This is a genomic window from Bradyrhizobium vignae, assembly GCF_004114425.1.
Lineage (GTDB): Bacteria > Pseudomonadota > Alphaproteobacteria > Rhizobiales > Xanthobacteraceae > Bradyrhizobium > Bradyrhizobium vignae.
The window spans coordinates 1-23,128 of the sequence record NZ_RDQF01000035.1; the positions used below are offsets into that span (position 1 = coordinate 1).

The window sequence follows — 23,128 nt, forward strand, 5'->3', positions numbered from 1 at the left end:
CGAGTTCGTCTTCCCATCCCAGCATGGTCAGCCCTCCAAGAGCCGACCACCCATGAATCATTGAAAAATTGATTCGGGAATCCTATAAAACGCGCCAAAATCAACAATCTGCCAAAGTAGTGCTAGCACGTGTACTCATATCGCGTGCATCAGCCGCTAACTTGTTGAGACCTTAAGCGCTACGTTGTGGGCAAGGGAGACCGGTGCAGATGGACGATCATCCATTCCGAGCCACGTTTCGCAACTACGAAGGTGACGCGCCCCCTGCCGACTGTTTAGTGCTCCATCGAAAAAGCGGACCCGAGTCGATGTTGGGTACGCGCCCTGTAGCGCGATGAGATTTGGATGAATCGTCATCGCGCTTTAACTTGTTGTTTACGCATGAACTTTCCGGAAAACCGCTTCGCACTTTTCCGGATCATGCTTTAGCCGAGGCCCGCGTCGACCCGGAAACACTGGCTGGTGATGCGCCGGCTTTCGTCTGAGGCGAGGAACAGTGCCATGTTGGCGATGTCATCGGGCGTCACCGCGTCGGGAACGGCCTGGCGCGCACGCATCCCGGCGATGACCTGCTCGTCCGGATACCACAGCCGGCGCTGGCGCTCGGTGATCACCATGCCCGGCGCTATCGCGTTGACGCGAATGCGGTCGGGGCCGACCGACCGCGCCAGCGAGTTGGTGAAGCCGACGATCGCCGCTTTCGCCGCGGCATAGACCGGCAGCGCCGGCGCGCCGCGCATCCAGGCGATCGACGACATGTTGATGATGGAGCCGCCGCCGCGCGCCCGCATCTGCGGCACCACTGCCTGTGCGGCAAAGAAGACGTGCTTGAGATTGACACCGATCATCCAATCGAACTCGGCCGGCGTCACCTCGGCGAGAATCTGGCGTTGATCGTTGGCGGCGTTGTTGACGAGAACGGCGGCATCGCCGAGCGAACGGTGGGCCTCTGCCATCGCGGAGCGCAAGGCATCGATGTCGAGGAGATCGCAGGACACGAACAGCGGGGCGGTCCCGGACGAGGCCGCTACTTCCCGCACCAGCGTTCCGCCGGCGTCCGTATCGATGTCGAAGAAGGCGACCCGGGCCCCCTGGGCCGCAAAGGCCCGGACGAAGGCGGCGCCGATGCCACTGGCTCCTCCGGTAATCAACACCACGCGGCCCGCAAGGCCTGAATAGGTCGTCTTCGTCATGCGATCAGTCGCTCCGTCTCGGGGTCGAACAGGCAAATGCGGCGGGTGTCGAGCGCGAAGGCGGCGGTCGTGCCGGGCGCGGGACGGATATCCGGCGAGATCCGCGCCATCGCAGGCTCGCCCCCGAGCCGCAGCAACACCATCGTCTCGGCACCGGTCGGCTCGACCAACTCCACCGGCGCGTCGACGCGGACAGGCGCATCGCTGGAAAAGGTGCGGCTGGCCTCGGCAATGCATTCCGGTCTGATCCCGAACACCACCTCGCGCCCGACAAAGGAGGCTGCGGCGTCGTATCCCCTGAGGCGCAGACGAACCTCGTCGGGCCGTCCCGCGCCGATCACGACCACCGCCCCGTCACTGGCGGCCTCGAGCCGCGCCGGCATGGTGTTCATCGGCGGCGAGCCCATGAAGCGCGCCACGAACAGATTGGCGGGGTAGCGGTACACGGTATCGGGGTCGGCAAACTGTTGCACGCTGCCCTGATGCATCACGGCGATCCGCGTCGCCATCGTCATCGCCTCGATCTGGTCGTGGGTGACATAGACGATGGTGGCGCCGATGCGCTGATGCAGGCGCTTGATCTCCATCCGCATCTCGACGCGCAGCTTGGCGTCGAGATTGGAGAGCGGCTCGTCGAACAGGAAGAGCAGGGGATTGCGCACCAGCGCGCGCCCCATCGCCACGCGCTGGCGCTGGCCGCCGGACAATTGCGCCGGCTTGCGGCCGAGCAGCGGCTCGATCTGGAGCAGCTTTGCGACATTCGCGACCGCTTTCTCTTGCTCCGCCTTGGGCACGTGCCGGCATTCCATGCCGAAGGTGATGTTCTGGCGCACCGTCATCGAGGGATAGAGCGCGTAGGACTGAAACACCATCGCGATGTCGCGGTCTTTCGGCGCGACGTCGTTGACGATGCGCCCACCGATTTCGATCGTCCCCGCGCTCGGACGATCGAGCCCGGCGACCATGTTGAGCAGCGTGGACTTGCCGCAGCCGGACGGCCCGACCAGTACGGTGAACTCGCCGCTCTCGATGTCGAGATCGATGCCCTTCAGCACCTCCAGATTGGCGTAACGCTTGGATAGGGCGCGAATGCTCAGTGCTGCCATGATGGCCTCATCATTTCACGGCCCCGGCAGTCAGGCCGCGGACGAAGTACTTGCCGCCGAGGAGATAGATCAACAAAGTGGGCAGCGCCGCGATGATCACCGCGGCGCTCTGCACGCCATGCTGCGGGATGTCCGCGACTGCGGCCGATAGTGCGATCAGAGCCGCCGTGACGGGCTGCTGCTGGCCCGTCGTGAATGTCACGCCATAGAGGAACTCGTTCCAGATATGCGTGAACTGCCAGATCACCGTGACGATCAGGATGGGACCCGAGAGCGGCAGGATGATGCGCCAGAAGATACGAAAGAAGCCCGCCCCGTCGATGCGCGCGGCCCTAATCAATTCATGGGGAATGGCGACATAGTAGTTTCGGCAGAACAGCGTGGTGAAGGAGAGTCCCTGGATCGTGTGAATCAGCACGAGACCCGTCAGCGTGTTGATGAGACCGATGTCCCGCAGCACGATGGTCCAGGGCAAGAGGCGCATCTGCTGGGGAAGGAACAGGCCAAGGGTCACGATGCCGTAGATCCAGTTGTCGCCGCGAAAGCGCCAGAGCGACACGGCGTAGCCGGCGATCGCACCGAGCATGGTCGAGAAAATCGTCGCAGGGATCGTGACGAGCGCGGAGTTCAGCATGTACGGCCGGATGCCGGCGCAGGTCTCGGCGACGCAGAAGCCGCTCCAGGCTGCGGCGTAATTGCTCCAGGCCCATTGCCGCGGCCAACCGATCATCGAGGCCTGCGCGATCTCCTCGTTGCTACGGAGCGAGTTCAGCACCACAACGACCAGCGGCGCGAGCCAGGCCGCGGCGACCAGCGAAACGGCGAGATAGATCAAGATCCGGCTCGGTGCGAAGCTGCGATCACGCATGGGCGGCCCGCCGTCGCTGAACATATCGCCACGCCGCATAGGGCAACAGCACCGTGAGAAGAATGAGCAGCATGAGCACCGCCGCCGCCGCGCCGCGGCCGAGCAGGCTGCGCTGGAACATGAGGTCGTAGACGACGAGGGCCGGCAGCTGCGTCGCGATTCCCGGTCCACCGTTGGTGAGCGCGCGTACGAGATCGAACGTCGAAATCGCGAACTGCAACTGGATCACGACGACGGTGACGGTGATCGGCCAGAGCGACGGCAGAATGATGCGCCGGTAGATTCGGACCGGGCCTGCACCGTCGATCTGAGCGGCCTTGATGATGTCGGCGTCGACGGACCGCAGGCCGGCAAGGAAGAGCGCCATGGCGAAGCCCGACGACTGCCAGATCGCAGCAATGACAATGGTCCAGATGGCCATGTCGCGGTCGATCAGCCAGTCGAACTTGAAGGAGGTCCAGCCGAGGTCGTGGACCAGCTTCTGGATCCCGAGGCCAGGATTGAGCAGCCAGCTCCAGACCGTGCCCGTGACCACGAAAGACACGGCAAGGGGATACAGGAAGATGGAGCGCAGCAGGTTCTCGCCGCGAATGCGCTGATCGAGCAGGATCGCAAGGATGAGCCCGGTCGCTGCGCTCAGCAGCACGAAAGCGCTGCCAAACAGCAGCAAATTGTCGAAGGCGATCTGCCAGTTCCGCGATGCCGTGACCGCCGTGTAGTTGCGCAAGCCGACCCAGCCCGCGACCGGGACCAGAGTGGATGGCGTGAACGATATCCAGATCGTCCACAGCGCGAACGACACGAGGTGCGCCGCGGACAGCAGCAGCGGCACCCAGATCAAGAGATATTCGGGCAGCCGGCGCACCAATTCGGTAGCCGCCGACCGCCCCGGTCTTGTCAGGACGGCATCGGTCAACGTGCGCCCTCGACGGCCTCGGCGAGGCGGGTGACCGCTTGCTCCGGCTTGATCGTCTTGTTCTTCACGTACTCCGTGATCACGTCGATCATCGCCGCGGTCATGCCGTTTTCCTGCGCCATGTTGTGCGCAAGGCTCAGGACCGCCTGATTGCTGGCGATCGCGTCCTTTAGAGCTGCTGCGGTCCGCCGTTGACCTTCTGACCAGCCTTCGCCGGAAAGGTCAACATCGGTGCGCACGGGGATCGATCCGGTGATCTGCGAATACATCGTCTGGATCGCCGGATCCATGACGAGCTGGGCCATCAGCATCTGGCCGGCTTGCAGGTCCGGCTCCTTGCGCTGCCAGAAGATGAAAGCATCGGCATTCAACAGGAAGACCGGCTTGCTGTTGTCGCTGGGGCCCGGTGCAATCATGAAGTCCTCGAACTTGAAGCCGGCATTGCGCAACACGCCCTGCGCCCAGCCGCCCATGATCATCATGCCCATGTCGCCGTCGACGAAGCGCTTCAGGTTGGTCGAAAAATGTTGGGCGCCGACGTTGGGGTCCATCCAGTCGGAGATCTTGCGCACCTGCGCGAACGCAGCCTTGATCTCGGGTCCCTCGAGAGCTTTCGTGTCGAGATTCATGATGGCTGCGCGGTATGCGGTGGGACTGATGCCCGCGAGCGCGGCCTCGAATTTCTGCCCGTCGTCGGGGCGGGTCCCACCGTTGGCAATGGGATAGGGGACACCGCCCGCTTTCATCTTTTCGGCGAGGTCATTGAAGTCGGCCCAGGTGACGGGGATCTTGTCGGCCTTGGCCTTGTCCATCGCGCGTTTGGACAGGAACAGCATGTTGGTGCTGTAGATCTGCAACGGCAATGCAATCCATTTGCCCGCCGGCTTGTGCAATCGCGCAAGATCGGGAGCGACGACCTTTTCGTAACCGGCGGCAGCGACGACGCCGTCGAGATCGACGGTCGGAGCAATCTTCGACCAGGCCGCAATCTCCGGACCCTTGAGCTGCGAGCAGGCCGGCGGATCGCCGGCCATGATCTGCGCGCGCAGCTTGTTCATCATCTCGGTGGTGAAGCCGGGGACGGGCGAGTGCTGCCAAACGCCGCCTTTCTCCTCGAATTTCTTGCCCAGCGCCGTGATCGCCGCTCCGTCGCTGCCCGCGGACCATTGCGAGATCGCGGTCAGGCGCGGCTTGACCGCGCCTTGCGCGCGGGCAAATGCCGGCAGGGCGAGTGTGGCGACGGATCCAGCGAGCAGACGGCGCCTTGTTGTTGTGATCGGCATTGCAATTCCTCCCGGTGTGAAGTCTCGGCACATATGGGACGTGCAGGTTCAGCGCATGTCAGGCCGCCTCCGTCGATGCCGCCGGCATGCCGCCGCGGCTGGCCAGACAAAAGGCGGCGAAAGCCAGTGCGGCTTGCGGATCGTTGCCCGTCGAGGGCGGCACGAAGGCGAGGGATAGCCGCGCCAGTTTGCGTCCGCCCAGCAGGCAGGCGTCGATCCCATCGACCACCGCCTTCCGATCCTCTTCGGACAGAAGCGAGGGCCAGCCGCTGATCGCGACGCCGCCGCATGGCTTGACGTTCAGCGTGTTGCCGACCGCAAGGCCAAGCCGGAACAAGCGTCGCCGCAACTCCTGGCGCACGCGCGCCGAGAGCGGGATCGTGTGCACCCATTCGCTGCCGTGCTGGAGCAATTCAGCCTCGGAGATGCCGAGGAGCGCGGCCAGAGCGGGAAGCGAGGTATAGGCCTCGACGCAGCCGTGATGGCCGCAGCGGCAGCGCGGTCCCTCAGGCCCGAACACCATGTGGCCGAGTTCGATCGGTTGCAGGGCATCGGCCTCGGCCGGATCATCCATCCAGGCGCCGGCAACGCCGTGGCTGACGAGGACGAACAGATGCGTGTCGCTGAACGGATAGTTCTGCGTGCGGCAGCGGTGAAAGATGGCGTGCGCCACCACCGAATTGGTGAATTCCAGCGGCACCCCGGCAAACATCTCGCCGATCATGCCACTGAGACGCGCGACATGGCAGGGGATGATCGGGTTGCCGGATACGGTGAGCCGGCCAAGGCCCGGAATGGAGACGCCGATTTGTGAGAGCGTGATGTGGCGGCGGCGTGTCCAGTCGCGCAGCAATGTCATCGCCTCGCCGAACACGCGGCCGACCGTTTCGACCGTGGGTACCTTCGGCAGTGGCAGACGCTCCGTGTAGTGCAATTCGCCGGCGAGACCGCCGACGCCGACGCTGAGCCATTGAGCGCTCAGCTCGACGGCTGCGAGCGCCACCGCACCGTCGAGTGACACGAGGCCCGTCGGGCCGCCGACGTAAGGAGCAGGGCGCCGCACTTCCTCGATCAGGCCTTCGGCCTTCAGGTCGAACAGGATGCGCGACAGGCTCGCTTCCGACAGGCGCACGGCCTTGGCCAGAGGCGGACGAAACGAGCCGCCCGACTGAAGCAGATGAGTCAAAATGGCAGCGCGCGTCTGCCGCCGACTTCGCGGCTGCTCCGGCATTTCCATCCCTGTCGTCATTCTTACTTAGTGTAAGAATTTGCGCGCGGAGCGCTTCGGCTGTCAAGCGGTGGCCGGCGCGGTGCGCCGACTTGTTGTTGTGCGCGGCAGCATGGTTGCCGCGTCAGCTGCCGAGGAAATCGTGAGGTTGGGCAGCTGCGCTTTACCACTCGACGGGTCCCGCAAACGAAAACGGCGCCATCTTTCGATGACGCCGCTTCGAAGCCGTTATGGCCGATTGTTAGCGCTTGTCGATCGGAACGTAATCGCGCTTGGCGACGCCGGTGTAGAGCTGGCGCGGACGGCCGATCTTCTGATGCGGATCCTCGATCATCTCGCTCCACTGGCTGATCCAGCCGACGGTGCGGGCGACCGCGAACAGCACGGTGAACATCGAGACCGGGAAGCCCATCGCCTTCAGCGTGATGCCCGAATAGAAGTCGACGTTCGGGTAGAGCTTGCGATCGATGAAGTACTGGTCGCTGAGCGCGATCTTCTCGAGCTCCATCGCCACCTTCAGCATCGGATCGTCGCCATGGCCGGTCTCCTTGAGCACGGCGTGACACATCTTCTGCATGATCTTGGCGCGCGGATCGTAGTTCTTGTAGACGCGGTGACCGAAGCCCATGAGGCGGACTTCCGAGTTCTTGTCCTTCACCTTGGCGATGAACTCGGGGATCTTATCGACCGTGCCGATCTCGTAGAGCATGTTGAGCGCGGCTTCGTTGGCGCCGCCATGCGCCGGGCCCCACAGGCAGGCGATGCCGGCTGCGATGCAGGCGAACGGGTTGGCGCCCGAGGAGCCGGCGATGCGCACCGTCGAGGTCGAGGCGTTCTGCTCGTGGTCGGCGTGCAGGATGAAGATCTTCTCCAGCGCGTCGGCGAGAACCGGGCTGACCTTGTAATCCTCGCAGGGCACCGCGAAGCACATGTTCAGGAAGTTCTCGGCAAAGCGCAGCGAGTTCTTCGGATAAACGAAGGGCTGGCCGACGGTATACTTGTAGGCCATCGCGGCCAGCGTCGGGATTTTGGCGATCATGCGCATGGAGGCGACCATGCGCTGCTTGGGATCGTTGATGTCGGTCGAGTCGTGATAGAACGCGGCCAGCGCGCCGACGGCCGCCACCATGATCGCCATCGGATGGGCGTCGCGGCGGAAGCCCTGGAAGAAGCGGGCCATCTGCTCGTGCACCATCGTGTGATGGGTCACGCGATAGTCGAAATCCTTCTTCTGCGCGGCGGTCGGCAGATCCCCGTAGAGCAGGAGATAGCAGGTCTCCAGGAAGTCGCCGTGCTCGGCGAGCTGCTCGATCGGGTAGCCGCGGTATTCCAGCACGCCCGCATCACCGTCGATATAGGTGATCTTGGACTGGCAGCTCGCGGTCGAGGTGAAGCCCGGATCGTAGGTGAACAGGCCGGATTGGCCGTAGAGCTTGCCGATATCGATGACGTCAGGCCCGACGCTACCGCTGAGGATCGGGAGATCGTAATTCTTGTTTCCGACCGTCAGCGTCGCGGTCTTTGGGCTTGGTTTTGCGTCCATCAGAGGTCCCCGATGTGTGGTGAAACGGGCCGGAGCCGGAGGCCCCCAGGGAGAGCATGGGGGCAGGCCGGATGTTCCAGAATGTACGGGGGAGATGGGTATATTATTGCTATGTGCGCTGCAAGATCGCCGCACGCATGGTCGACTTACGTCGTAGACTGATCCTTAAGCCGGCCGAGGCTCTCCTGGCGCCCCAGGACGTCCAAAACCTCAAATATACCAGGCGACGTCGTCCGTCCGGTGAGCGCCGCCCTGAGCGGCTGGGCGACCGCGCCGAGTTTGAGACTATTTTCCTCGGCAAAGGCGCGCAGCGCGGCTTCAGTTGCCGTACCGCTCCACGTCTCGACCTTCTCCAGCGCGGAATGAAGCTGGCCGATCAGCTTGCGATTCTCGGGCGTCAGCAATGCTTCCGCCTTGGGATCGAGCGCCAGCGGCCGGTCGGCAAAGATGAAATGGGCGCCGTCGATCAGCTCGATCAGCGTCTTGGCGCGCTCCTTCAGGGCCGGCATGGCCTTGAGGAGCTGCGAACGCGTGGTGTCGTTTAACTTGGCCTTGAGCTCGCTCCGTCCGGGCACATGGTCGAGCACGTCCTCGAACATCTTCACGAGCGATTGATCGTCGGTGTGGCGGATGTAGTGGCCGTTGAGGCTTTCCAGCTTGGCGAAGTCGAAGCGGGCGGCGGCCCGGCCGACGCTGGCGAGGTCGAACGCCGCGATCATCTCCTCGGTCGAGAAGATCTCCTGGTCGCCATGGCTCCAGCCGAGCCGGACCAGGTAGTTGCGCAGCGCCGCAGGCAGGTATCCCATGGCGCGGTAGGCATCGACGCCGAGCGCGCCATGCCGCTTCGACAGTTTCGAGCCGTCCGGGCCGTGGATCAGGGGGATGTGGGACATGCTCGGCAGTGCCCAGCCCATCGCATCGTAGATCTGCTTCTGGCGCGCGGCGTTGATCAGATGGTCGTCGCCGCGGATCACGTGGGTAACGCCCATGTCGTGGTCGTCGACGACCACCGCGAGCATATAGGTCGGGTTGCCATCGCCGCGCAGCAGGACGAGATCGTCGAGGTTCTCGTTCTGCCAGACCACGCGGCCCTGGACCTGGTCCTCGATCACGGTCTCGCCGGTCTGCGGCGCGCGCAGGCGGATGGTGGGCTTCACGTCGCTTGGCGCCGTCGCGGGATCCCGGTCGCGCCACATGCCATCATAGAGGCGGGTGCGGCCTTCCGCGCGCGCCTTCTCGCGCATGGCGGCGAGCTCCTCGGCCGTGGCGTAGCAGCGATAGGCCTTACCGTCGGCCAGCAGCTGCTCGGCGACCTCGCGGTGGCGGGCGGCGCGGCTGTACTGGTAGATCACCTCGCCGTCCCAGCCGAGCTCGAGCCACCTCAACCCGTCGAGGATGGCGCCGATCGCAGCCTCCGTGGAGCGCTCCCGGTCGGTATCCTCGATCCGGAGCAGCATCTTGCCGCCGTGCTTCTTGGCATAGAGCCAGTTGAACAGCGCCGTGCGGGCGCCCCCGATATGGAGAAAGCCGGTCGGGGAGGGAGCAAAGCGCGTGACGACGGAATCGGACATTCTTGGCAAGGCCTATGCATTGGAGGCGGTGGTGTATAGCAGGAACGGGACATAACTAAAGCCCGACGCGGACCTGGCAGGCCTTGCTTAAGCTCTTGGCGCGGCCACGCGAATTTGGCAGAAGGACCGCTGATTTCCCTACAGGATTTTCGTAATGACAGAACCGGTGGCAGCTGAGGTTGGGCGCGATTTCATTCGTGACATCATCCAGGCCGATCTCGATCAGGGCAAGTACCAGGAGATCGTGACCCGGTTCCCGCCGGAGCCGAACGGCTACTTGCATATCGGCCACGCCAAGTCGATCGCACTCAACTTCGGCATCGCCCAGGAGTTTCCGGGCCGCTGCCATTTGCGTTTCGATGATACCAACCCGGTCAAGGAAGAGCAGGAATATATCGATTCCATCCAGGCCGACGTGCGCTGGCTCGGTTATGACTGGGGCAAGAACCTGTTCTTCGCCTCGGACTATTTCGACCGTCTGTACGAATGGGCGGAGCAGCTGATCCGCGACGGGCTCGCCTATGTCGACGACCAGACCCAGGAGGAGATCCGCCTCTCGCGCGGCACGCTGACCGAGCCGGGCAAGAACTCGCCGTTCCGGGACCGCAGCGTGGAGGAGAACCTCGACCTGTTCCGGCGGATGAAGGCCGGCGAATTCCCCAACGGGGCGCGTGTGCTGCGGGCCAAGATCGATATGGAAGCGGGCAACATCAATCTGCGCGATCCCGTGCTGTATCGCATCCTGCATGCGCACCACCCGCGCACCGGCAACGCCTGGTGCATCTATCCGAGCTACGACTACGCCCACGGCCAGTCGGACGCCATCGAAGGCATCACGCATTCGATCTGCACGTTGGAGTTCGAGGACCACCGGCCGCTCTACGACTGGTTCATCGAGAAGCTGCCGGTACCGTCCAAGCCGCACCAGTACGAATTCGCGCGGCTGAACCTGACCTACACGCTGCTGTCCAAGCGCGTGCTGACCCAGCTTGTCCGCGACGCCCATGTCGCGGGCTGGGACGATCCGCGCATGCCGACCATCGCGGGAATGCGCCGCCGCGGCGTGCCGCCGGCCGCCTTGCGCGAGTTCGTCAAGCGCATCGGCGTCGCCAAAGCCAACAGCGTGGTCGACGTCGGCATGCTGGAGTTCTGCATCCGCGAGGAGCTGAACCGCACGGCGCAGCGCCGCATGGCGGTCTTGAGGCCGCTGAAGGTCGTGATCGAGAACTATCCGGAAGGGCAGACCGAGGAGCTCGAGGCGATCAACCATCCCGACGATCCGTCGGTCGGCACGCGCAAGATCACGTTCGGCCGCGAGCTCTATATCGAGCAGGACGACTTCATGGAGAACCCGCCGAAGAAGTTCTTCCGCTTGTCGCCGGGCAACGAGGTGCGGCTGCGCTATGCCTACTTCGTCAAGTGCACCGGCGTGATCAAGAACGACAAGGGCGAAGTGGTGGAGCTGCGCTGCACCTATGATCCCGCGACCAAGGGCGGCAACGCGCCCGACGGCCGCAAGGTCAAGGCGACCATGCACTGGCTGGCGGCGGCGACGTCGAAGCCGGCGGAGATCCGCATCTACAACCAGCTGTTCTCCAATCCGAGCCCGGACGCCTCGAATTTCGCAGCCGATCTCAATCCGAATTCGCTGGAGATCCTGTCCGATGCGCGGATCGAGGCTTGCGTTGCGGAGAGCAATTCGACCGAGCCGGTGCAGTTCGAGCGCCAGGGCTATTTCGTGCGCGACAAGGACTCGACGCCGGGCAAGCCGGTGTTCTCGCGCACCATCGGCCTGCGCGACACGTTCGCGAAGGAAGTCGCGAAAGGTTGAGGGCTGACCTGAGCAAGCGACGCCGACGCCATCGTTTCCGCCATCATCGCGAAATGGTGCGCCGGCTTCGCAAAGCTCGATGCAACGGCTCCGGTCGCTACAGCTTGTAGCCGATCTTCCTCAGGAGGTCCTTCCGCCACGCAATGTCGGCGTCGGTCTCGATACCCAGCGGTGAGGCGCCATCCACTACGCCGAGCACGCCACGGCCGAGCTCCGTTTGTGCGACGATCACCTGCGTGGGGTTGGCCGTCGCGCAGTAGATGCGGCAGACCTCCGGCACCGAGCGCACGGCAGCTAGGACGTTGACCGGAAAGAAGCCGTCGCCCAGGAAGATCAGAAAAGTGTGGCCGGCGCCAATGGCCAATGCGTTGTTGCGGGCGTGGGTGAGGGCCGCTTCGTCATTGCCCGACCAGCGCACCAGCCGCTTGCCGGAGGCCTCGCAGAAGGCCAGCCCGAATCGGATGCCCGGAACCGTGCCAACGAGCGCCTCGTGGAGATCTTCCACGGTCTTGATGAAATGCGACTGACCGAAGATGAAGTTGGCCGCCTCCGGCTTGACGATGGGTACGACGGTGAGTTCCATGGCCGCGCTCCGGGAGAGAGCTACACAATTCATGTTAGGCCGACGGAAAGCGATTGTCAGCCGCTGCCCGAGCCGCTTGGTGGAACCGGCGGACTCGCTCCAGGTCCTTCGCATGCGAACCGTCCTGGTCCGTTTTCGTCTTGGAGTCGACGCCGGCAGGACGGACCGTTCGGATCGCTCCTGCGACATTGTCCGGTCCGAGGCCGCCTGCGAGGACGACCGGTACACGGACGACATCCACGATGCGGCGACTGATGTTCCAATCATGCGTCACGCCGAGCGCGCCGATCTGCCTGTCCGTGCACCGATAGCTGTCGAGCAGCAGAAAGTCTGCGATGCCATCGTAGCTCTCGGCAATTGCGACGCTTTCCTCGGAGAACACCGGTATGCTTCTCATCACGACGATCCCGGGCAACATGCGCTTGAGGGAAGCAACATCTTGCGGGGAAAGCAGTTCGGCGCTGGCTCCCAAATGGACGATCGCGGGGTTGAGCTCGCGCGCCCACGACGCAATCAAGGCGAGATCGCAGGTCAGAAACAGTGCCGAGAATTTCGATGGCGGTACAATTGCCGCGCCGATCTTGGAAGCCGTTGAGATCGGCAGTTCGCGTGGAAATTGGCCTTCTCCGACGAGCACGCCGACATGGTCGACGCCAATGACTGAAAGTGCGGACGCCTCTTCGGGGGTAGAGATTTCATAGATCTGGGTCAACATCGGCGCAACCTCTCCGAGTCTCAGGGAGACGCCTCGAACGCTGCCATCACCTCGGCCAGCATCCGTTCCTGCTCTCCCGCATAGCGCGGAGAGAAGTGAAAAGGCTCGACGCGGCGGACCTTGGCTTCCCGTGCGACTTCTCCGGCAGCCGTGGTGGTAAGATGAGCCCGCTCCTTCGCTATTGCGGCGTCCGCGTCCGCAAACGCCGCCTCGATGAAGAGGATGTCTGCATTCTGAACCAGCGCCACGATGGCGGTGCGATTGGCCGGCGTGTCGGCAACATCGGTCACATAGGCGATTTTCTGGCCGGCAGTGACCGTCACGAGATCGCGCAGGCTTGAGAGTGGCACGAGGCGATCCGACTTGTTCGCTTCTTCGATACGGATCAAATGATCGTCCGCGCGACGCTCGACGACGGCCTTCTTTAGCGACAGCAACCAGGGACCGACGGGTAGTCCACGCTCCGACAGCCTGTTCTTCCATACGTTGACATGGGCCGCCTCCTGCAGCGCAAAGGCGAGGCAGGGCGTGCCATGCTCAAGGATCGCGGCTGACACGCGATGGGTCGGTTCATCGCAGAGCACGCCCGCAATGGTGTTGCCAGAGACGGATGGCTCTGCTGCGAAGCCTTTCCTCAGCCGGAACCGGGTGGTGAAGGTGGAATTTTCCGCTCCAAGTTCGCTGACGTCGAAAACAAGATCGCAGGAATAGTTTTCGACCAGGTTCCAGCGATAGGCCTGAAGCTTGTGAAAGACGTGCTCGGCTAAGCCGGCCGGACCGAACAGCTGTACCGATTTCTCGTGCCCGACGAGCAAACGCAGCAGATGGTCGAAGCCAACGAAATGATCGATATGCGCATGCGAGACAAAGACCTGGTCGACGCGTCGGATCTTCCGCGGCGCCAGTGAAGCAATCTCTCCAATGTCGAACAGCAGACTTCGCTTCTCGAACAGCGTTTCGACATAGACCGTAGGATCGCCGTAGCGACCGTTGACCAGGCTAGGATGGAAAAGCGGTCGCATGACAACAATTCTGCTGCAACAGTCCCAAATGCATCTCTCCTCATCTTAGGGGACGGCGATGGATTTCGCACCGGGCAGGATCGAGCTAGAATACATCTATCGGATCGAGGAGAGAGCCATGAAACTCGTTTCAAGCGCCTTCGCCGATGGTGCCGCAATTCCGCGACGGTTTACCTGTGATGGCGAAAATCTTTCGCCACCTCTGCAATGGAGCGACGCGCCGGAGGGGGCGCGGAGTCTTGTCCTGCTCTGCGATGATCCCGATGCGCCCGCCGGCAAATGGCATCATTGGGCAGTGTACGACATTCCGCCGGAGGTCACGCAATTTGCGATCAACGCCGCACAGAACGCCAGAATGAAGCAAGCCGTCAATGATTTTCGGAAGGCGGGTTATGGCGGCCCGTGTCCACCGCACGGCCATGGGCCTCATCACTATCATTTCCGACTGCTTGCCCTCTCGACGGAGGGCCTGCCGGTAAAGGCCAATGCATCCTGCGGCGACGTCGAGCGAGAGGCGCGCAAGCACGTGATCGCGGAAGCGACCCTCGTCGGTTGGTACGAGAGGTAAGCGAAAGAATGCCCTAAACTAGATATCGTAATACAGATGGAACTCGTAAGGATGCGGTCGCAGCCGGATCGGGTCGATCTCCTTCTTGCGCTTGTAATCGAGCCAGGTTTCGATCACGTCGGCGGTGAAGACATCCCCGCGTAGCATGAATGCGTGATCGCGCTCGAGCGCGTCGAGCGCCTGGTCCAGAGATCCCGGCGTGGACTTCACCTCCTTCGCCTCGGCAGTCGGGAGGTCGTAGAGATTCTTGTCGATCGGGCTGCCAGGGTCAATCCGCCTGTCGATACCGTCGAGGCCGGCCATCAGCATTGCAGCGAAGGCCAGGTAGGGATTGCAGGACGGATCGGGTGAACGAAATTCGACGCGCTTTGCGCGCGGATTCGGCGAATACATCGGAATCCGGCAGCAGGCGGAGCGATTGCGCTGGGAGTAGACGAGATTGATCGGAGCTTCATAACCCGGCACCAGGCGCCGGTAGGAGTTCGTGGTGGGGGCGCAGAGCCCGCACAACGCCCAGGCGTGGCTCAAAAGCCCGCCGATATAGTAGCGCGCGAGCTGGCTCAGCTCGGCGTAGTCGCCCTTGTCGTAGAACAAGTTGGTCTCGCCCTTCCAGAGCGACTGGTGAACGTGCATGCCCGAAGCGTTGTCCTCGAACAGCGGCTTCGGCATGAATGTCGCGGTCTTGCCATGCTGATGCGCGGTGTTCTTGACCACGTATTTGTAGATCATCAAATTGTCGGCCATGCGGGTCAGCGTGGTGAAGCGCATGTCGATCTCGTTCTGGCCGCCGGTCGCGACCTCATGGTGATGGGCTTCGATCTGGATCCCCAGAGATTCCATCGTCAGCACCATTTCGGTGCGTAGCGCCTGCATGCTGTCGGTCGGAGGAACGGGAAAGTATCCCTCTTTCGGGCGCGGCTTGTGGCCGAGATTCGGTCCTTCATCCGTGGCGGTGTTCCAGCTGCCTTCGCTGGAGTCGATTGCGTGCATGGCGAAGTTGATGCCCTGTCCGTAGCGGACCTCGTCGAAGACGAAGAACTCGGCCTCCGGGCCGAAATAGCTCGTATCGGCAAGCCCGGTACCCTTGAGGTAGGTTTCGGCCTTCTGGGCGATGTAGCGGGCGTCCCGGCTATAGGATTGGCCGGTCACGGGGTCGCGGATGTTGCAGATGAGAACCAGCGTCTTGGCCGGACTATAGGGGTCGACGAAGGCGGTCGTCGGATCCGGGACGACGAGCATGTCGCTTTCCTGGATCTCCTGGAAGCCGCGGATCGATGAGCCATCGAATCCAAGGCCCTCGTTGAGTGCATCGGCATTCACCGCGCTCGGCGGTACGGAAAAATGTTGCCACATCCCCGGCAGATCGGTGAACCGCAAATCGATCATCTGGACGTTCTCGTCCGTGATCGCCTTCACGAGGTCTTCGGCTGTCGTACATTTTGCAACCATGGCTTCGCTCCCAGGTCAGCGTCCCGAGATCGCGTAGCCGTTCGGCCGCAACCTGGCGGCTCGCGACGGACTGTGGTCCACGTTCGGCGTTGTCGCCGCAGTCAGGCAAGCTTTGCGCCGACTGTCAGCTTTGGTGTGGCCCGCGCATCAGCTTCATCGCATCTTCGATGTGCCGCCAGGTTCTTGCCAATTCGAGCTCGCCCTTCTGCTCGAGTTCGATGGCGTTTTGAGCGGCTTCCGCAATGGCCTTGGGGCCATGGGCTTCCAGCAACTGCCGCGCATAGTCGTGAATTTCCATTTCTCGCATGGCGTCATCTCCCTCTGCTCCGGGCGCGACCTTCCGCTGCGCCGGGAACGGTCGACATTGACACCTGTCTAGCGTCGTCAGTCTGCATCCGGGTGCGCCGCACTCGCAAGGGCCCTCTCCTGGATGCGCGGCCGGGCTTGGCGCCGGCTCCCGGACCGCCCTCGCGGCCACACAATGCAGGCCGGACGGATGATTTTTTCATCGGTGCGTCCCCAGATAAGTAGGAGAGGGGAGGTGAGCATTATGCGCATCCAACATTGGCAAGACGCTGCCAGCCTGTTGGTGGGCGTATGGCTGGTCCTGTCGTCCCCTATCCTTGGTTTATCCGGGGCGGCTGTCTGGATCACCATCGCGCTTGGGCTCGGCGTCATGCTGTTTGCCGTAGAGGCCTTTGTCATCCCGTCCTACCTGGAAGAGTGGGGCGAAATGCTGCTGGGACTGGCGCTGGTGCTGGTGCCTTGGACCATTGGCTATGACCAGGTAGCAGCCACGGCGAGCAGCGTATTGTCGGGCCTGCTGGTGATCTTGCTCAGTGGCTGGGAGCTGATGACCGATCGTGACTTCAGCGCCTGGTGGCACGATCGCTGGCATCACCCGGCCGGCTGACAAAGAGCAATCGGCCAAACTCGCCGCCGACCGCTATCGGCTGGCGGCCGGAGGCGAGGCTCGATTTGAGCACGCCAGGGACAACGCCTTGGCGCGACGGGGATTCCAATGGCCGTCGTCGCGCTGAAAGGCCGATGCGGCCATTGTGCAGGCCGTGCGGATCCTGCACCTAGACCTGCACAAGACCATTCCGTCACGATGCGGTTCTGGGCTCGATCGGCTGCCAGATGCTGATCTTGCGCGTCTCCGGCATCAGGAACAGCGCGAGCAGGAAGCATACCGCGGGGACCGCGATCGGGTAGATCAACGCGTAGCCGATGCTCCCGGTCGCCGCGAATGCCGCCGACGTGATGAACGGCACCAATCCACCACCCCAGCCGTTGCCGATGTGGTATGGCACCGATACCGACGTATACCGGATCCTGCCCGGAAAGAATTCCGCCAGGAACGCGCCGACCGGCCCATAGACCATCCCAACGTAGCAAACGAGGATGAAGATGATGAAGATCGCGGTCGGATAGTTGACGTTGCCGGGCTGCGTGACTGCTCCCAGCCATAGATACAGCGGATAGTACGTGATTGCGGCCAGCAGCATGCCGCCCAGGATTACCGGCTTGCGGCCGATCTGATCCGACAGCCAGCCGAAGAAAATCAGGCTCGGTGTGGCAATCAGCAGCGCGGCTCCCACGATATAGGCGGAGGTCAGCGGATCCAGCTTCGAGACCTGCTGAAGGAAGTACAGCGCCCAGAACTGACCGCTGTACCAGACCACCCCTTGCCCGATCAGGACCACGATTGCGATCCCGATGAATTTGATGTTCGAACTGAGGAAGGCCTCCCTCCACGGATTCGTCGTCATCTGGCCGCGGGCCCTGATTTCCTGGAAGATCGGCGTCTCCTGGAGCTGGAGCCGAATGTAGATTGCGATGGCCACAAGCAGGAAGGACACCAGGAACGGAACGCGCCACGCCCATTCGTCGAACGCCTGATTGCCGAACCAGGTCCGTGTCAGGATGATCACGGCCAGGGACACGACGATGCCGAGAGTCGGAGAGGTCTGCAGCCAGCCGGTGTAGTAGCCGCGCTTGTCGTCCGGAACATGCTCTGCGACATAGGTGATGGCGCCGCCATATTCGCCGCCCAAGCACAGACCCTGAATCATGCGCAGACCGAACAAAAGGAACGCCGCCGTCAGACCGATGGACTGGTAGGTCGGGATCAACCCGATTGCTCCCGTACCCAGTCCCATTCCGCTCAGCGTGATGAGGAACGTATATTTTCGCCCGACGCGGTCGCCCATCCATCCAAAGAGGAAAGCTCCCAACGGACGGATCAGGAATCCTGCAGTGAACAGCGCGATCGTGCTGAGGAGGGCTGCAACCGGGTGGGACTGCTCGAAGAACTTGACCGACAGAACTGCGGCCAGGCTGCCGAAGATATAGAAATCATACCATTCGATGACGTTTCCCACCGACGCAGCAACAATCACGCGGCGAAAATCGCTCGGTACTTGAATTGCCATGTGCTGCTCCTGTCAAATTCAAACGCTACTCTCGGCGCTTTTCAGCGTCCTTCGCTCGCGCGCTACGCTTGGTGCGCGACGCCACAGGCGAGAATTGCGAGTTGCGTCGGCAGCGCCAAATCTCAGGGAGGCTTGAGCCACCCGAGAAAGAGCTCCAGCGGTCGCTTCGTTACCGCGAGCTATCACAACCTGCCCGTATTGCCGGGGAGGCGGAGACGCAGTGTAGTCCCGCCGGGGCTGGCGTCTTATGAGACTTTCGGCTCAATCGACCGAACCGGGGCTGCCCAAGTCCTGCAAGTCCTGAGATGGAACGGGGTCGCCAACCGCGCTCGGCGATTTTGTCACGAACGAACGGAAAGGCCTCTCAGGCGTTGTGTGGGTCCAACGAGGATCCCGCCATGCAGAACATCGCAGAGCATATGGAAGTGATCGGCGCCGACGGCGTCCATGTCGGCACGGTCGACCGCGTCGAGGGCAATCGCATCAAGCTGACTAGGAAGGACAGTGGGGAAGGCAGCCACAAGGGGCACCATCACTTCATCGACAAGGGGCTCGTTGCCGATGTCGAAGGCAATAAGGTCCGGCTGTCCGCCAAGGCGTCGGTGGCCGTGACCATGGAAGAGGAAAAGTAGGGCCCGCCCGACTTCGTTCCTGATCTGTACCGCTATTCGCGCAGCCGCACGTTCCGGTAGCCTCCGCACCCGTCGCGTATCGTAAGGTGCAGGGGAATGGCGGAGCCGGGGCGGCCAGTACGCTCCCAGGGAGTTGCGGGGACGTGGCCGGTCGGCCGCGCCGCACCGGCTGGCGGCTTTGCGCCGGCGGGCTTTGGCGTCTGGCCGGCTAGCGTCGCAACGTTGCGCGAATGGGCCCGCGCCGAGGCCGGGCCTGGTCGGCTGTTGCCGTGGGTGCCGGTCGCCTTCGGCGGCGGCATCGCGCTTTATTTCGCCGCAGATCATGAGCCGGTGCCGTGGGTGGTCGTCGCGACCGCGGCCGTTCTCGCGCTTGGCGCCGTGCTGCTGCGGCGGAGCCGGTTGTTTGCGCCCGCGATCGTGATCGCGGCGGTCGCCGCCGGCTTTGCCACGGCGACCTGGAAGACGGCGCGCATCGCCCACATCGTTTTGGCCAAGCCGCTCTATTCGGTGTCGCTGTCGGGCTTTGTGGAAGCACGCGACATCCGCGAGCGCACCGATCGCTTCGTACTGCGTGTCAGCGCGATGGAGGCGCAACGCAGCGACGTGAAGCTCGAGCGCGTCCGCCTCTCGGTGCGCAAGGGCACGGCGCCTGAAGTCGGCAGCTTCGTGCAATTGAAGGCGCGGCTGTTGCCGCCGATCTCGCCGGTGCGACCTGGCAGCTATGATTTCTCGCGCGATATGTTCTTCCAGGGCATTGGTGCCTCCGGTTTCGTGATGGGCGCGATCACGGCTTCGGTGCCGCCGGATGCCGGCGGCTTGCGGCTGCGCTACGCCGCCTTCATGCAGGGCCTGCGCGATGCGATCGACGCGCGCATCCGCTCAACGCTCGAAGGCGACAACCGCGCGATTGCGACCGCGCTGCTCACGGGACGGCGCGATGCGATCAGCACGCCCGTCAACGACGCCATGTTCATCTCGGGGCTCGGCCATGTGCTGTCGATCTCCGGCTATCACATGGCGGTCGTCGCCGGCGTCGTCTTCTCGCAGTGCGCGCGCTGCTGGCGCTGATCCCGGGACTGGCGGCCGGCTTCGCCATCAAGAAATGGTCGGCGGCCGCTGCGCTGGCGGCGGCAGCGTTCTACCTGCTGCTGTCAGGCGCGGAGGTCGCGACACAGAGATCGTTCTTCATGACCGCGGTGGTGTTGATCGCCGTGATGGTCGATCGCCGCGCCATCACCTTCCGAACCCTCGCTGTGGCCGCGCTGATCGTGCTCGCGGTCGCGCCCGAAGCGCTGGTGCATCCCAGCTTCCAGATGTCCTTCGTCGCGACGCTCGGGCTGGTGGCGCTGGTGCAGATCGGCATGCCGAACCTGCTTGCATCGCCCGATCATTCGACGACAGCGCGCATCGCGCTGTGGGGCGGCCGCGAGATCGCGATGCTGTTGCTGGCTTCGTTGATCGCGGGGCTTGCGACCACGCCCTATGCCGCTTTCCACTTCCATCGCGTGACGCCATACGGCGTGCTCGCCAATCTCGGCGCGATGCCGGTGGTCTCGGCGCTGGTGATGCCGGCGGGGCTTTTAGGGTTGCTCGCGGCGCCCTTCGGCCTCGACGGCGTGTTCTGGTGGCTGATGGGGATCGGCATTGACTGGATGGTCGCGGTCTCGCGCTGGGTGGCGGCCCTACCGGGCGCAGTTGGCCGCATTCCGGCGTTCGGAATCGCGCCGTTGATCGCGGCCAGCCTCGGGATCATCGTGATGGGCCTGTTGCGCACGCCCTTGCGCTTGTCCGGCGCCCTGGTGCTGCTGGTAGCGATCCTCTGGGGACTGTCGGTGCGGCAGCCCGATATCCTGATTGCCGGGGATGGCGCGAGCGTCGCGGTCCGGGGCGGCGACGGGCGTTTGCATGTGATCCGCGCGAGCAAGGATGGCTTTCTGCTGAGGGAATGGTTAGCCGCCGATGCCGATCCGCGCGATGCCGCAACGCCTCGTTGGCGAGCGGTGTGTCAGGTGACGAGTCCGGCTGCGTGGCGCCGCTTGCGGACGGGCGGCTGGTCGCGCTTTCTCTGCGCATCGACGCGCTGGCTGATGATTGCAGCCGCGCTGCGTTGGTGGTGACGGCGCGGCCCGCGCCGCCCGATTGCGCAGCGATGGTGGTCGATCGGTCGCGCCTTGCCAGTCAGGGCGCGCTGGCTCTGACGCAAAACGGAGAGGGTTTCTCGGTGCAGGTGGTGAGGGCGAGAGGCGCAAGCCGCCCTTGGCTGCCGGCCGGCGCCGGCGAGGGGGATTTCGACGGCAGCCTTGCGCCGAAGACGGCCGTGCCCCGCAATCGGGACGCAACGCCATCGGAGGCCGACTTGCAGGCTGACGATTGAGGATCGATGCGGAGGAGGCGCGGGATTCTGCAGGACGCAAACCATACCATCTCGCCGGCCTCAGCCGGCGATGGCATTTCAAGTTCTGGCCCTCGACAAATCGGCCGGGGGCGCGCCGACGATCAGCCGATCGGCAGGCGTGTGATCGTGGACCTCGTCTCGGCGACGATCTGCGGCTTGTGCTCGCGCTCGCCAACCGGCTGGGTCACCGGCAGTTGCAGCACGGTCGCGCGCTGGCCTTCGACGAGCTGCGTCACCAGCACGTACTTGCCGTCGGGAAATTCGATCGCGTCATGATGGCGATCGGGAATGTGCGGATCGATCTTGCCGAACTTGCCGACGCGGGAGTTGACGGTGCGCGTCCAGATCCAGCGGTTGTCGTAACGAACGTTGTCGGCGAAAGCGAGCTCCGTTCCCGGCAGCAGGCAGACCGCGACGGAGAGATCGGCTTCAGAGGCGAAGCCGCGTGTCGAGGTGCCGCGGAAGGTTGTCGTGACGATCGTCTCGCCGACTTCGGCAGGGCGCGTCGCGACGGCATGCAGGCTATAGTCACACATCGGGTGCTCCTCATGCGAAGATAGCAAGCCGCACCTCTCTTGGAGGCGCAGGCCTCTATCAGGGTGAAGCATACAACGTTCTGCTCGGTTGTGGGCAAATCTGCGGCTGGGCTTCGCGAGCCGCGATCACATTATCTTTCCCGGATTCGATAGGAACAAAGCCGACGCCTGTGCATTCGAACGGCGCCAATGTCAGCGCCCCGCGGGTGCTGACCGGCTCGCTTATTGCCGGCTCGATTGCGGAGAGCTGCGCATCACATTCCGCGCGTCGCGAATTCGTACTGGCTCGATTGCTTGCGCACATGGCGGTGCGACTGTGTGGCAATGGCCTGCGACGCTGATGCTGCGATCAGCGCTGCAATGATTGTCCATGAAACATCTGGCGGGTGGCGTCTCCTCGAAGCTGTGGCCGCGAAGCGATGTTGCTTCGTGCGGCGTGCCGAGGATCTCGCACCGGAAAAAGGACCGGATAGTCTGAGCAGAACCGGAAAGACCATCCAGCCAGAGCGGAAAATGATCCGCTCCAAGAGGTGTCCAACGACCGCAGACCGCTCAGTACTTCCGGTAGAGCCCGATCAGCTTGCCCTGAATCTTCACGCGGTTCGGCGGAAGAATGCGGACCTCGTAGGCGGCATTGGCTGGCTCGAGTGCGATCGAGGCGCCGCGGCGGCGGAAGCGCTTGAGCGTGGCCTCCTCGTCATCGATCAGCGCCACCACGATGTCGCCGGTATCGGCGCTCTCGTTGCGCTGGATCAGCGCCATGTCGCCATCGAGGATGCCGGCCTCGACCATCGAATCGCCGCGCACTTCGAGAGCGTAGTGCTCGCCCGCGCCGAGCATGTCGGGCGGTACGCTGATGGTGTGGCTGCGGGTCTGCAACGCCTCGATCGGCGTGCCGGCCGCGATGCGGCCCATCACGGGCACCGCGACGGGACGCTCGCCCTCGTCAACAGGCGGGCTGGAGCTCGCGCGCACCTTGCCGAGATTGCCCTCGATGACGCTCGGCGTGAAGCCGCGGCGATTGCCGGGAGCGGCCTGGAGTTCGGGCAGCTTGATCACCTCGATGGCGCGGGCGCGGTTGGGCAGGCGGCGGATGAAGCCGCGCTCCTCGAGCGCAGTGATCAGGCGATGAATGCCTGACTTCGAGCGCAGGTCGAGCGCATCCTTCATCTCGTCGAAAGACGGCGGCACGCCGCTTTCCTTCAGACGTTCGCTGATGAACCGCAGAAGCTCGTATTGTTTGCGCGTCAACAT

At 63.5% G+C, this 23,128-nt stretch carries 20 protein-coding genes and 2 pseudogenes; 5 read left to right on the top strand and 17 right to left on the bottom strand.

Annotated elements, in window-relative coordinates; all coding sequences use genetic code 11:
* Nucleotides 1-179: 179 nt before the first annotated feature.
* The 9 genes and pseudogenes from EAV90_RS41785 to gltX form a co-directional block, all read right to left on the bottom strand.
* Nucleotides 180-251: pseudogene (locus EAV90_RS41785) on the bottom strand (hypothetical protein); the annotation flags it as partial.
* A gap of 174 nt (nucleotides 252-425) precedes the next feature.
* Nucleotides 426-1,193, bottom strand: a complete 768-nt coding sequence (locus EAV90_RS25355; RefSeq protein WP_122403059.1) for an SDR family NAD(P)-dependent oxidoreductase — start codon at nucleotides 1,191-1,193, stop codon at nucleotides 426-428.
* Nucleotides 1,190-2,299 carry an ABC transporter ATP-binding protein gene (locus EAV90_RS25360; protein WP_122403060.1) on the bottom strand — a complete coding sequence of 370 codons (1,110 nt, stop codon included), beginning with the start codon at nucleotides 2,297-2,299 and terminating at the stop codon, nucleotides 1,190-1,192. Before EAV90_RS25360 ends, EAV90_RS25355 begins: the two co-directional genes overlap by 4 nt.
* A 10-nt stretch (nucleotides 2,300-2,309) precedes the next feature.
* Nucleotides 2,310-3,167 (bottom strand): carbohydrate ABC transporter permease, encoded by an 858-nt coding sequence (locus tag EAV90_RS25365; protein ID WP_162500260.1) that lies wholly within the window; start codon nucleotides 3,165-3,167, stop codon nucleotides 2,310-2,312.
* Complete coding sequence (locus EAV90_RS25370; RefSeq protein ID WP_162500261.1) at nucleotides 3,160-4,083, bottom strand: carbohydrate ABC transporter permease; 924 nt, start codon at nucleotides 4,081-4,083, stop codon at nucleotides 3,160-3,162. The genes EAV90_RS25365 and EAV90_RS25370 overlap by 8 nt, the downstream gene beginning before the upstream one ends.
* On the bottom strand, nucleotides 4,080-5,366 hold the full coding sequence (locus tag EAV90_RS25375; protein ID WP_122403063.1) for an ABC transporter substrate-binding protein: 1,287 nt from the start codon (nucleotides 5,364-5,366) through the stop codon (nucleotides 4,080-4,082). Before EAV90_RS25375 ends, EAV90_RS25370 begins: the two co-directional genes overlap by 4 nt.
* 58 nt (nucleotides 5,367-5,424) lie before the next feature.
* Nucleotides 5,425-6,603 carry an ROK family transcriptional regulator gene (locus EAV90_RS25380; protein WP_174221580.1) on the bottom strand — a complete coding sequence of 393 codons (1,179 nt, stop codon included), beginning with the start codon at nucleotides 6,601-6,603 and terminating at the stop codon, nucleotides 5,425-5,427.
* A gap of 232 nt (nucleotides 6,604-6,835) precedes the next feature.
* Complete coding sequence (gene gltA / locus EAV90_RS25385) at nucleotides 6,836-8,137, bottom strand: citrate synthase (protein WP_122403065.1); 1,302 nt, start codon at nucleotides 8,135-8,137, stop codon at nucleotides 6,836-6,838.
* A gap of 146 nt (nucleotides 8,138-8,283) precedes the next feature.
* A complete protein-coding gene (gltX, locus tag EAV90_RS25390) occupies nucleotides 8,284-9,708 on the bottom strand; it encodes a glutamate--tRNA ligase (RefSeq protein ID WP_129145025.1) in 1,425 nt (474 codons plus the stop codon).
* 154 nt (nucleotides 9,709-9,862) lie between these two features.
* Here gltX and EAV90_RS25395 point away from each other — a divergent pair, with 154 nt between their 5' ends.
* On the top strand, nucleotides 9,863-11,539 hold the full coding sequence (locus EAV90_RS25395; RefSeq protein ID WP_122403067.1) for a glutamine--tRNA ligase/YqeY domain fusion protein: 1,677 nt from the start codon (nucleotides 9,863-9,865) through the stop codon (nucleotides 11,537-11,539).
* Nucleotides 11,540-11,636: 97 nt separating this feature from the next.
* Here the strand turns inward: EAV90_RS25395 and EAV90_RS25400 are convergent, their stop codons facing one another.
* From EAV90_RS25400 to EAV90_RS25410, 3 genes are read right to left on the bottom strand one after another with little or no spacing between them, the layout of a single operon-like run.
* Nucleotides 11,637-12,122 (bottom strand): adenosine-specific kinase, encoded by a 486-nt coding sequence (locus EAV90_RS25400; protein WP_122403068.1) that lies wholly within the window; start codon nucleotides 12,120-12,122, stop codon nucleotides 11,637-11,639.
* Between the two features lie 34 nt (nucleotides 12,123-12,156).
* Nucleotides 12,157-12,837: a phosphoribosylanthranilate isomerase gene (locus tag EAV90_RS25405; protein WP_122403069.1), complete on the bottom strand. Its 681-nt coding sequence runs from the start codon at nucleotides 12,835-12,837 to the stop codon at nucleotides 12,157-12,159.
* Between the two features lie 20 nt (nucleotides 12,838-12,857).
* A complete protein-coding gene (locus EAV90_RS25410) occupies nucleotides 12,858-13,859 on the bottom strand; it encodes a ribonuclease Z (RefSeq protein ID WP_122403070.1) in 1,002 nt (333 codons plus the stop codon).
* 118 nt (nucleotides 13,860-13,977) lie between these two features.
* Between EAV90_RS25410 and EAV90_RS25415 the strand changes: the two genes are divergently transcribed.
* A complete protein-coding gene (locus tag EAV90_RS25415; RefSeq protein ID WP_122406644.1) occupies nucleotides 13,978-14,427 on the top strand; it encodes a YbhB/YbcL family Raf kinase inhibitor-like protein in 450 nt (149 codons plus the stop codon).
* Between the two features lie 18 nt (nucleotides 14,428-14,445).
* Here the strand turns inward: EAV90_RS25415 and glnA are convergent, their stop codons facing one another.
* Both glnA and EAV90_RS25425 read right to left on the bottom strand, forming a co-directional pair.
* Nucleotides 14,446-15,876 carry a type I glutamate--ammonia ligase gene (gene glnA, locus EAV90_RS25420; protein ID WP_122403071.1) on the bottom strand — a complete coding sequence of 477 codons (1,431 nt, stop codon included), beginning with the start codon at nucleotides 15,874-15,876 and terminating at the stop codon, nucleotides 14,446-14,448.
* A gap of 124 nt (nucleotides 15,877-16,000) precedes the next feature.
* Nucleotides 16,001-16,183: a hypothetical protein gene (locus EAV90_RS25425; protein WP_122403072.1), complete on the bottom strand. Its 183-nt coding sequence runs from the start codon at nucleotides 16,181-16,183 to the stop codon at nucleotides 16,001-16,003.
* Between the two features lie 243 nt (nucleotides 16,184-16,426).
* On the opposite strand from EAV90_RS25425, the gene EAV90_RS25430 reads away from it, so the two are divergent.
* Nucleotides 16,427-16,789 carry an SPW repeat protein gene (locus EAV90_RS25430; RefSeq protein WP_162500593.1) on the top strand — a complete coding sequence of 121 codons (363 nt, stop codon included), beginning with the start codon at nucleotides 16,427-16,429 and terminating at the stop codon, nucleotides 16,787-16,789.
* Nucleotides 16,790-16,982: 193 nt separating this feature from the next.
* Here EAV90_RS25430 and EAV90_RS25435 read toward each other — a convergent pair whose 3' ends face one another.
* On the bottom strand, nucleotides 16,983-18,311 hold the full coding sequence (locus EAV90_RS25435; protein ID WP_122403073.1) for an MFS transporter: 1,329 nt from the start codon (nucleotides 18,309-18,311) through the stop codon (nucleotides 16,983-16,985).
* A gap of 398 nt (nucleotides 18,312-18,709) precedes the next feature.
* On the opposite strand from EAV90_RS25435, the gene EAV90_RS25440 reads away from it, so the two are divergent.
* Both EAV90_RS25440 and EAV90_RS25445 read left to right on the top strand, forming a co-directional pair.
* Complete coding sequence (locus EAV90_RS25440; RefSeq protein WP_122403074.1) at nucleotides 18,710-18,943, top strand: DUF2171 domain-containing protein; 234 nt, start codon at nucleotides 18,710-18,712, stop codon at nucleotides 18,941-18,943.
* 96 nt (nucleotides 18,944-19,039) lie between these two features.
* A pseudogene (locus EAV90_RS25445) lies at nucleotides 19,040-21,317 on the top strand (ComEC/Rec2 family competence protein).
* Between the two features lie 122 nt (nucleotides 21,318-21,439).
* Here EAV90_RS25445 and EAV90_RS39680 read toward each other — a convergent pair.
* Together EAV90_RS39680 and lexA are read right to left on the bottom strand one after the other, a co-directional pair.
* Nucleotides 21,440-21,874: a hypothetical protein gene (locus tag EAV90_RS39680; RefSeq protein WP_162500262.1), complete on the bottom strand. Its 435-nt coding sequence runs from the start codon at nucleotides 21,872-21,874 to the stop codon at nucleotides 21,440-21,442.
* 552 nt (nucleotides 21,875-22,426) lie between these two features.
* A complete protein-coding gene (gene lexA / locus EAV90_RS25455) occupies nucleotides 22,427-23,128 on the bottom strand; it encodes a transcriptional repressor LexA (protein ID WP_129145026.1) in 702 nt (233 codons plus the stop codon).

Coding starts and splice junctions, on each gene's coding strand:
- EAV90_RS25355 (WP_122403059.1), bottom strand. CDS start 1,193: ATGACGAAGACGACCTATTCAGGCCTTGCGGGCCGCGTGGTGTTGATT.
- EAV90_RS25360 (WP_122403060.1), bottom strand. CDS start 2,299: ATGGCAGCACTGAGCATTCGCGCCCTATCCAAGCGTTACGCCAATCTG.
- EAV90_RS25365 (WP_162500260.1), bottom strand. CDS start 3,167: ATGCGTGATCGCAGCTTCGCACCGAGCCGGATCTTGATCTATCTCGCC.
- EAV90_RS25375 (WP_122403063.1), bottom strand. CDS start 5,366: ATGCCGATCACAACAACAAGGCGCCGTCTGCTCGCTGGATCCGTCGCC.
- EAV90_RS25380 (WP_174221580.1), bottom strand. CDS start 6,603: ATGGAAATGCCGGAGCAGCCGCGAAGTCGGCGGCAGACGCGCGCTGCC.
- gltA (WP_122403065.1), bottom strand. CDS start 8,137: ATGGACGCAAAACCAAGCCCAAAGACCGCGACGCTGACGGTCGGAAAC.
- gltX (WP_129145025.1), bottom strand. CDS start 9,708: ATGTCCGATTCCGTCGTCACGCGCTTTGCTCCCTCCCCGACCGGCTTT.
- EAV90_RS25395 (WP_122403067.1), top strand. CDS start 9,863: ATGACAGAACCGGTGGCAGCTGAGGTTGGGCGCGATTTCATTCGTGAC.
- EAV90_RS25400 (WP_122403068.1), bottom strand. CDS start 12,122: ATGGAACTCACCGTCGTACCCATCGTCAAGCCGGAGGCGGCCAACTTC.
- EAV90_RS25405 (WP_122403069.1), bottom strand. CDS start 12,837: ATGTTGACCCAGATCTATGAAATCTCTACCCCCGAAGAGGCGTCCGCA.
- EAV90_RS25410 (WP_122403070.1), bottom strand. CDS start 13,859: ATGCGACCGCTTTTCCATCCTAGCCTGGTCAACGGTCGCTACGGCGAT.
- EAV90_RS25415 (WP_122406644.1), top strand. CDS start 13,978: ATGAAACTCGTTTCAAGCGCCTTCGCCGATGGTGCCGCAATTCCGCGA.
- glnA (WP_122403071.1), bottom strand. CDS start 15,876: ATGGTTGCAAAATGTACGACAGCCGAAGACCTCGTGAAGGCGATCACG.
- EAV90_RS25425 (WP_122403072.1), bottom strand. CDS start 16,183: ATGCGAGAAATGGAAATTCACGACTATGCGCGGCAGTTGCTGGAAGCC.
- EAV90_RS25430 (WP_162500593.1), top strand. CDS start 16,427: ATGCGCATCCAACATTGGCAAGACGCTGCCAGCCTGTTGGTGGGCGTA.
- EAV90_RS25435 (WP_122403073.1), bottom strand. CDS start 18,311: ATGGCAATTCAAGTACCGAGCGATTTTCGCCGCGTGATTGTTGCTGCG.
- EAV90_RS25440 (WP_122403074.1), top strand. CDS start 18,710: ATGCAGAACATCGCAGAGCATATGGAAGTGATCGGCGCCGACGGCGTC.
- EAV90_RS39680 (WP_162500262.1), bottom strand. CDS start 21,874: ATGTGTGACTATAGCCTGCATGCCGTCGCGACGCGCCCTGCCGAAGTC.
- lexA (WP_129145026.1), bottom strand. CDS start 23,128: ATGTTGACGCGCAAACAATACGAGCTTCTGCGGTTCATCAGCGAACGT.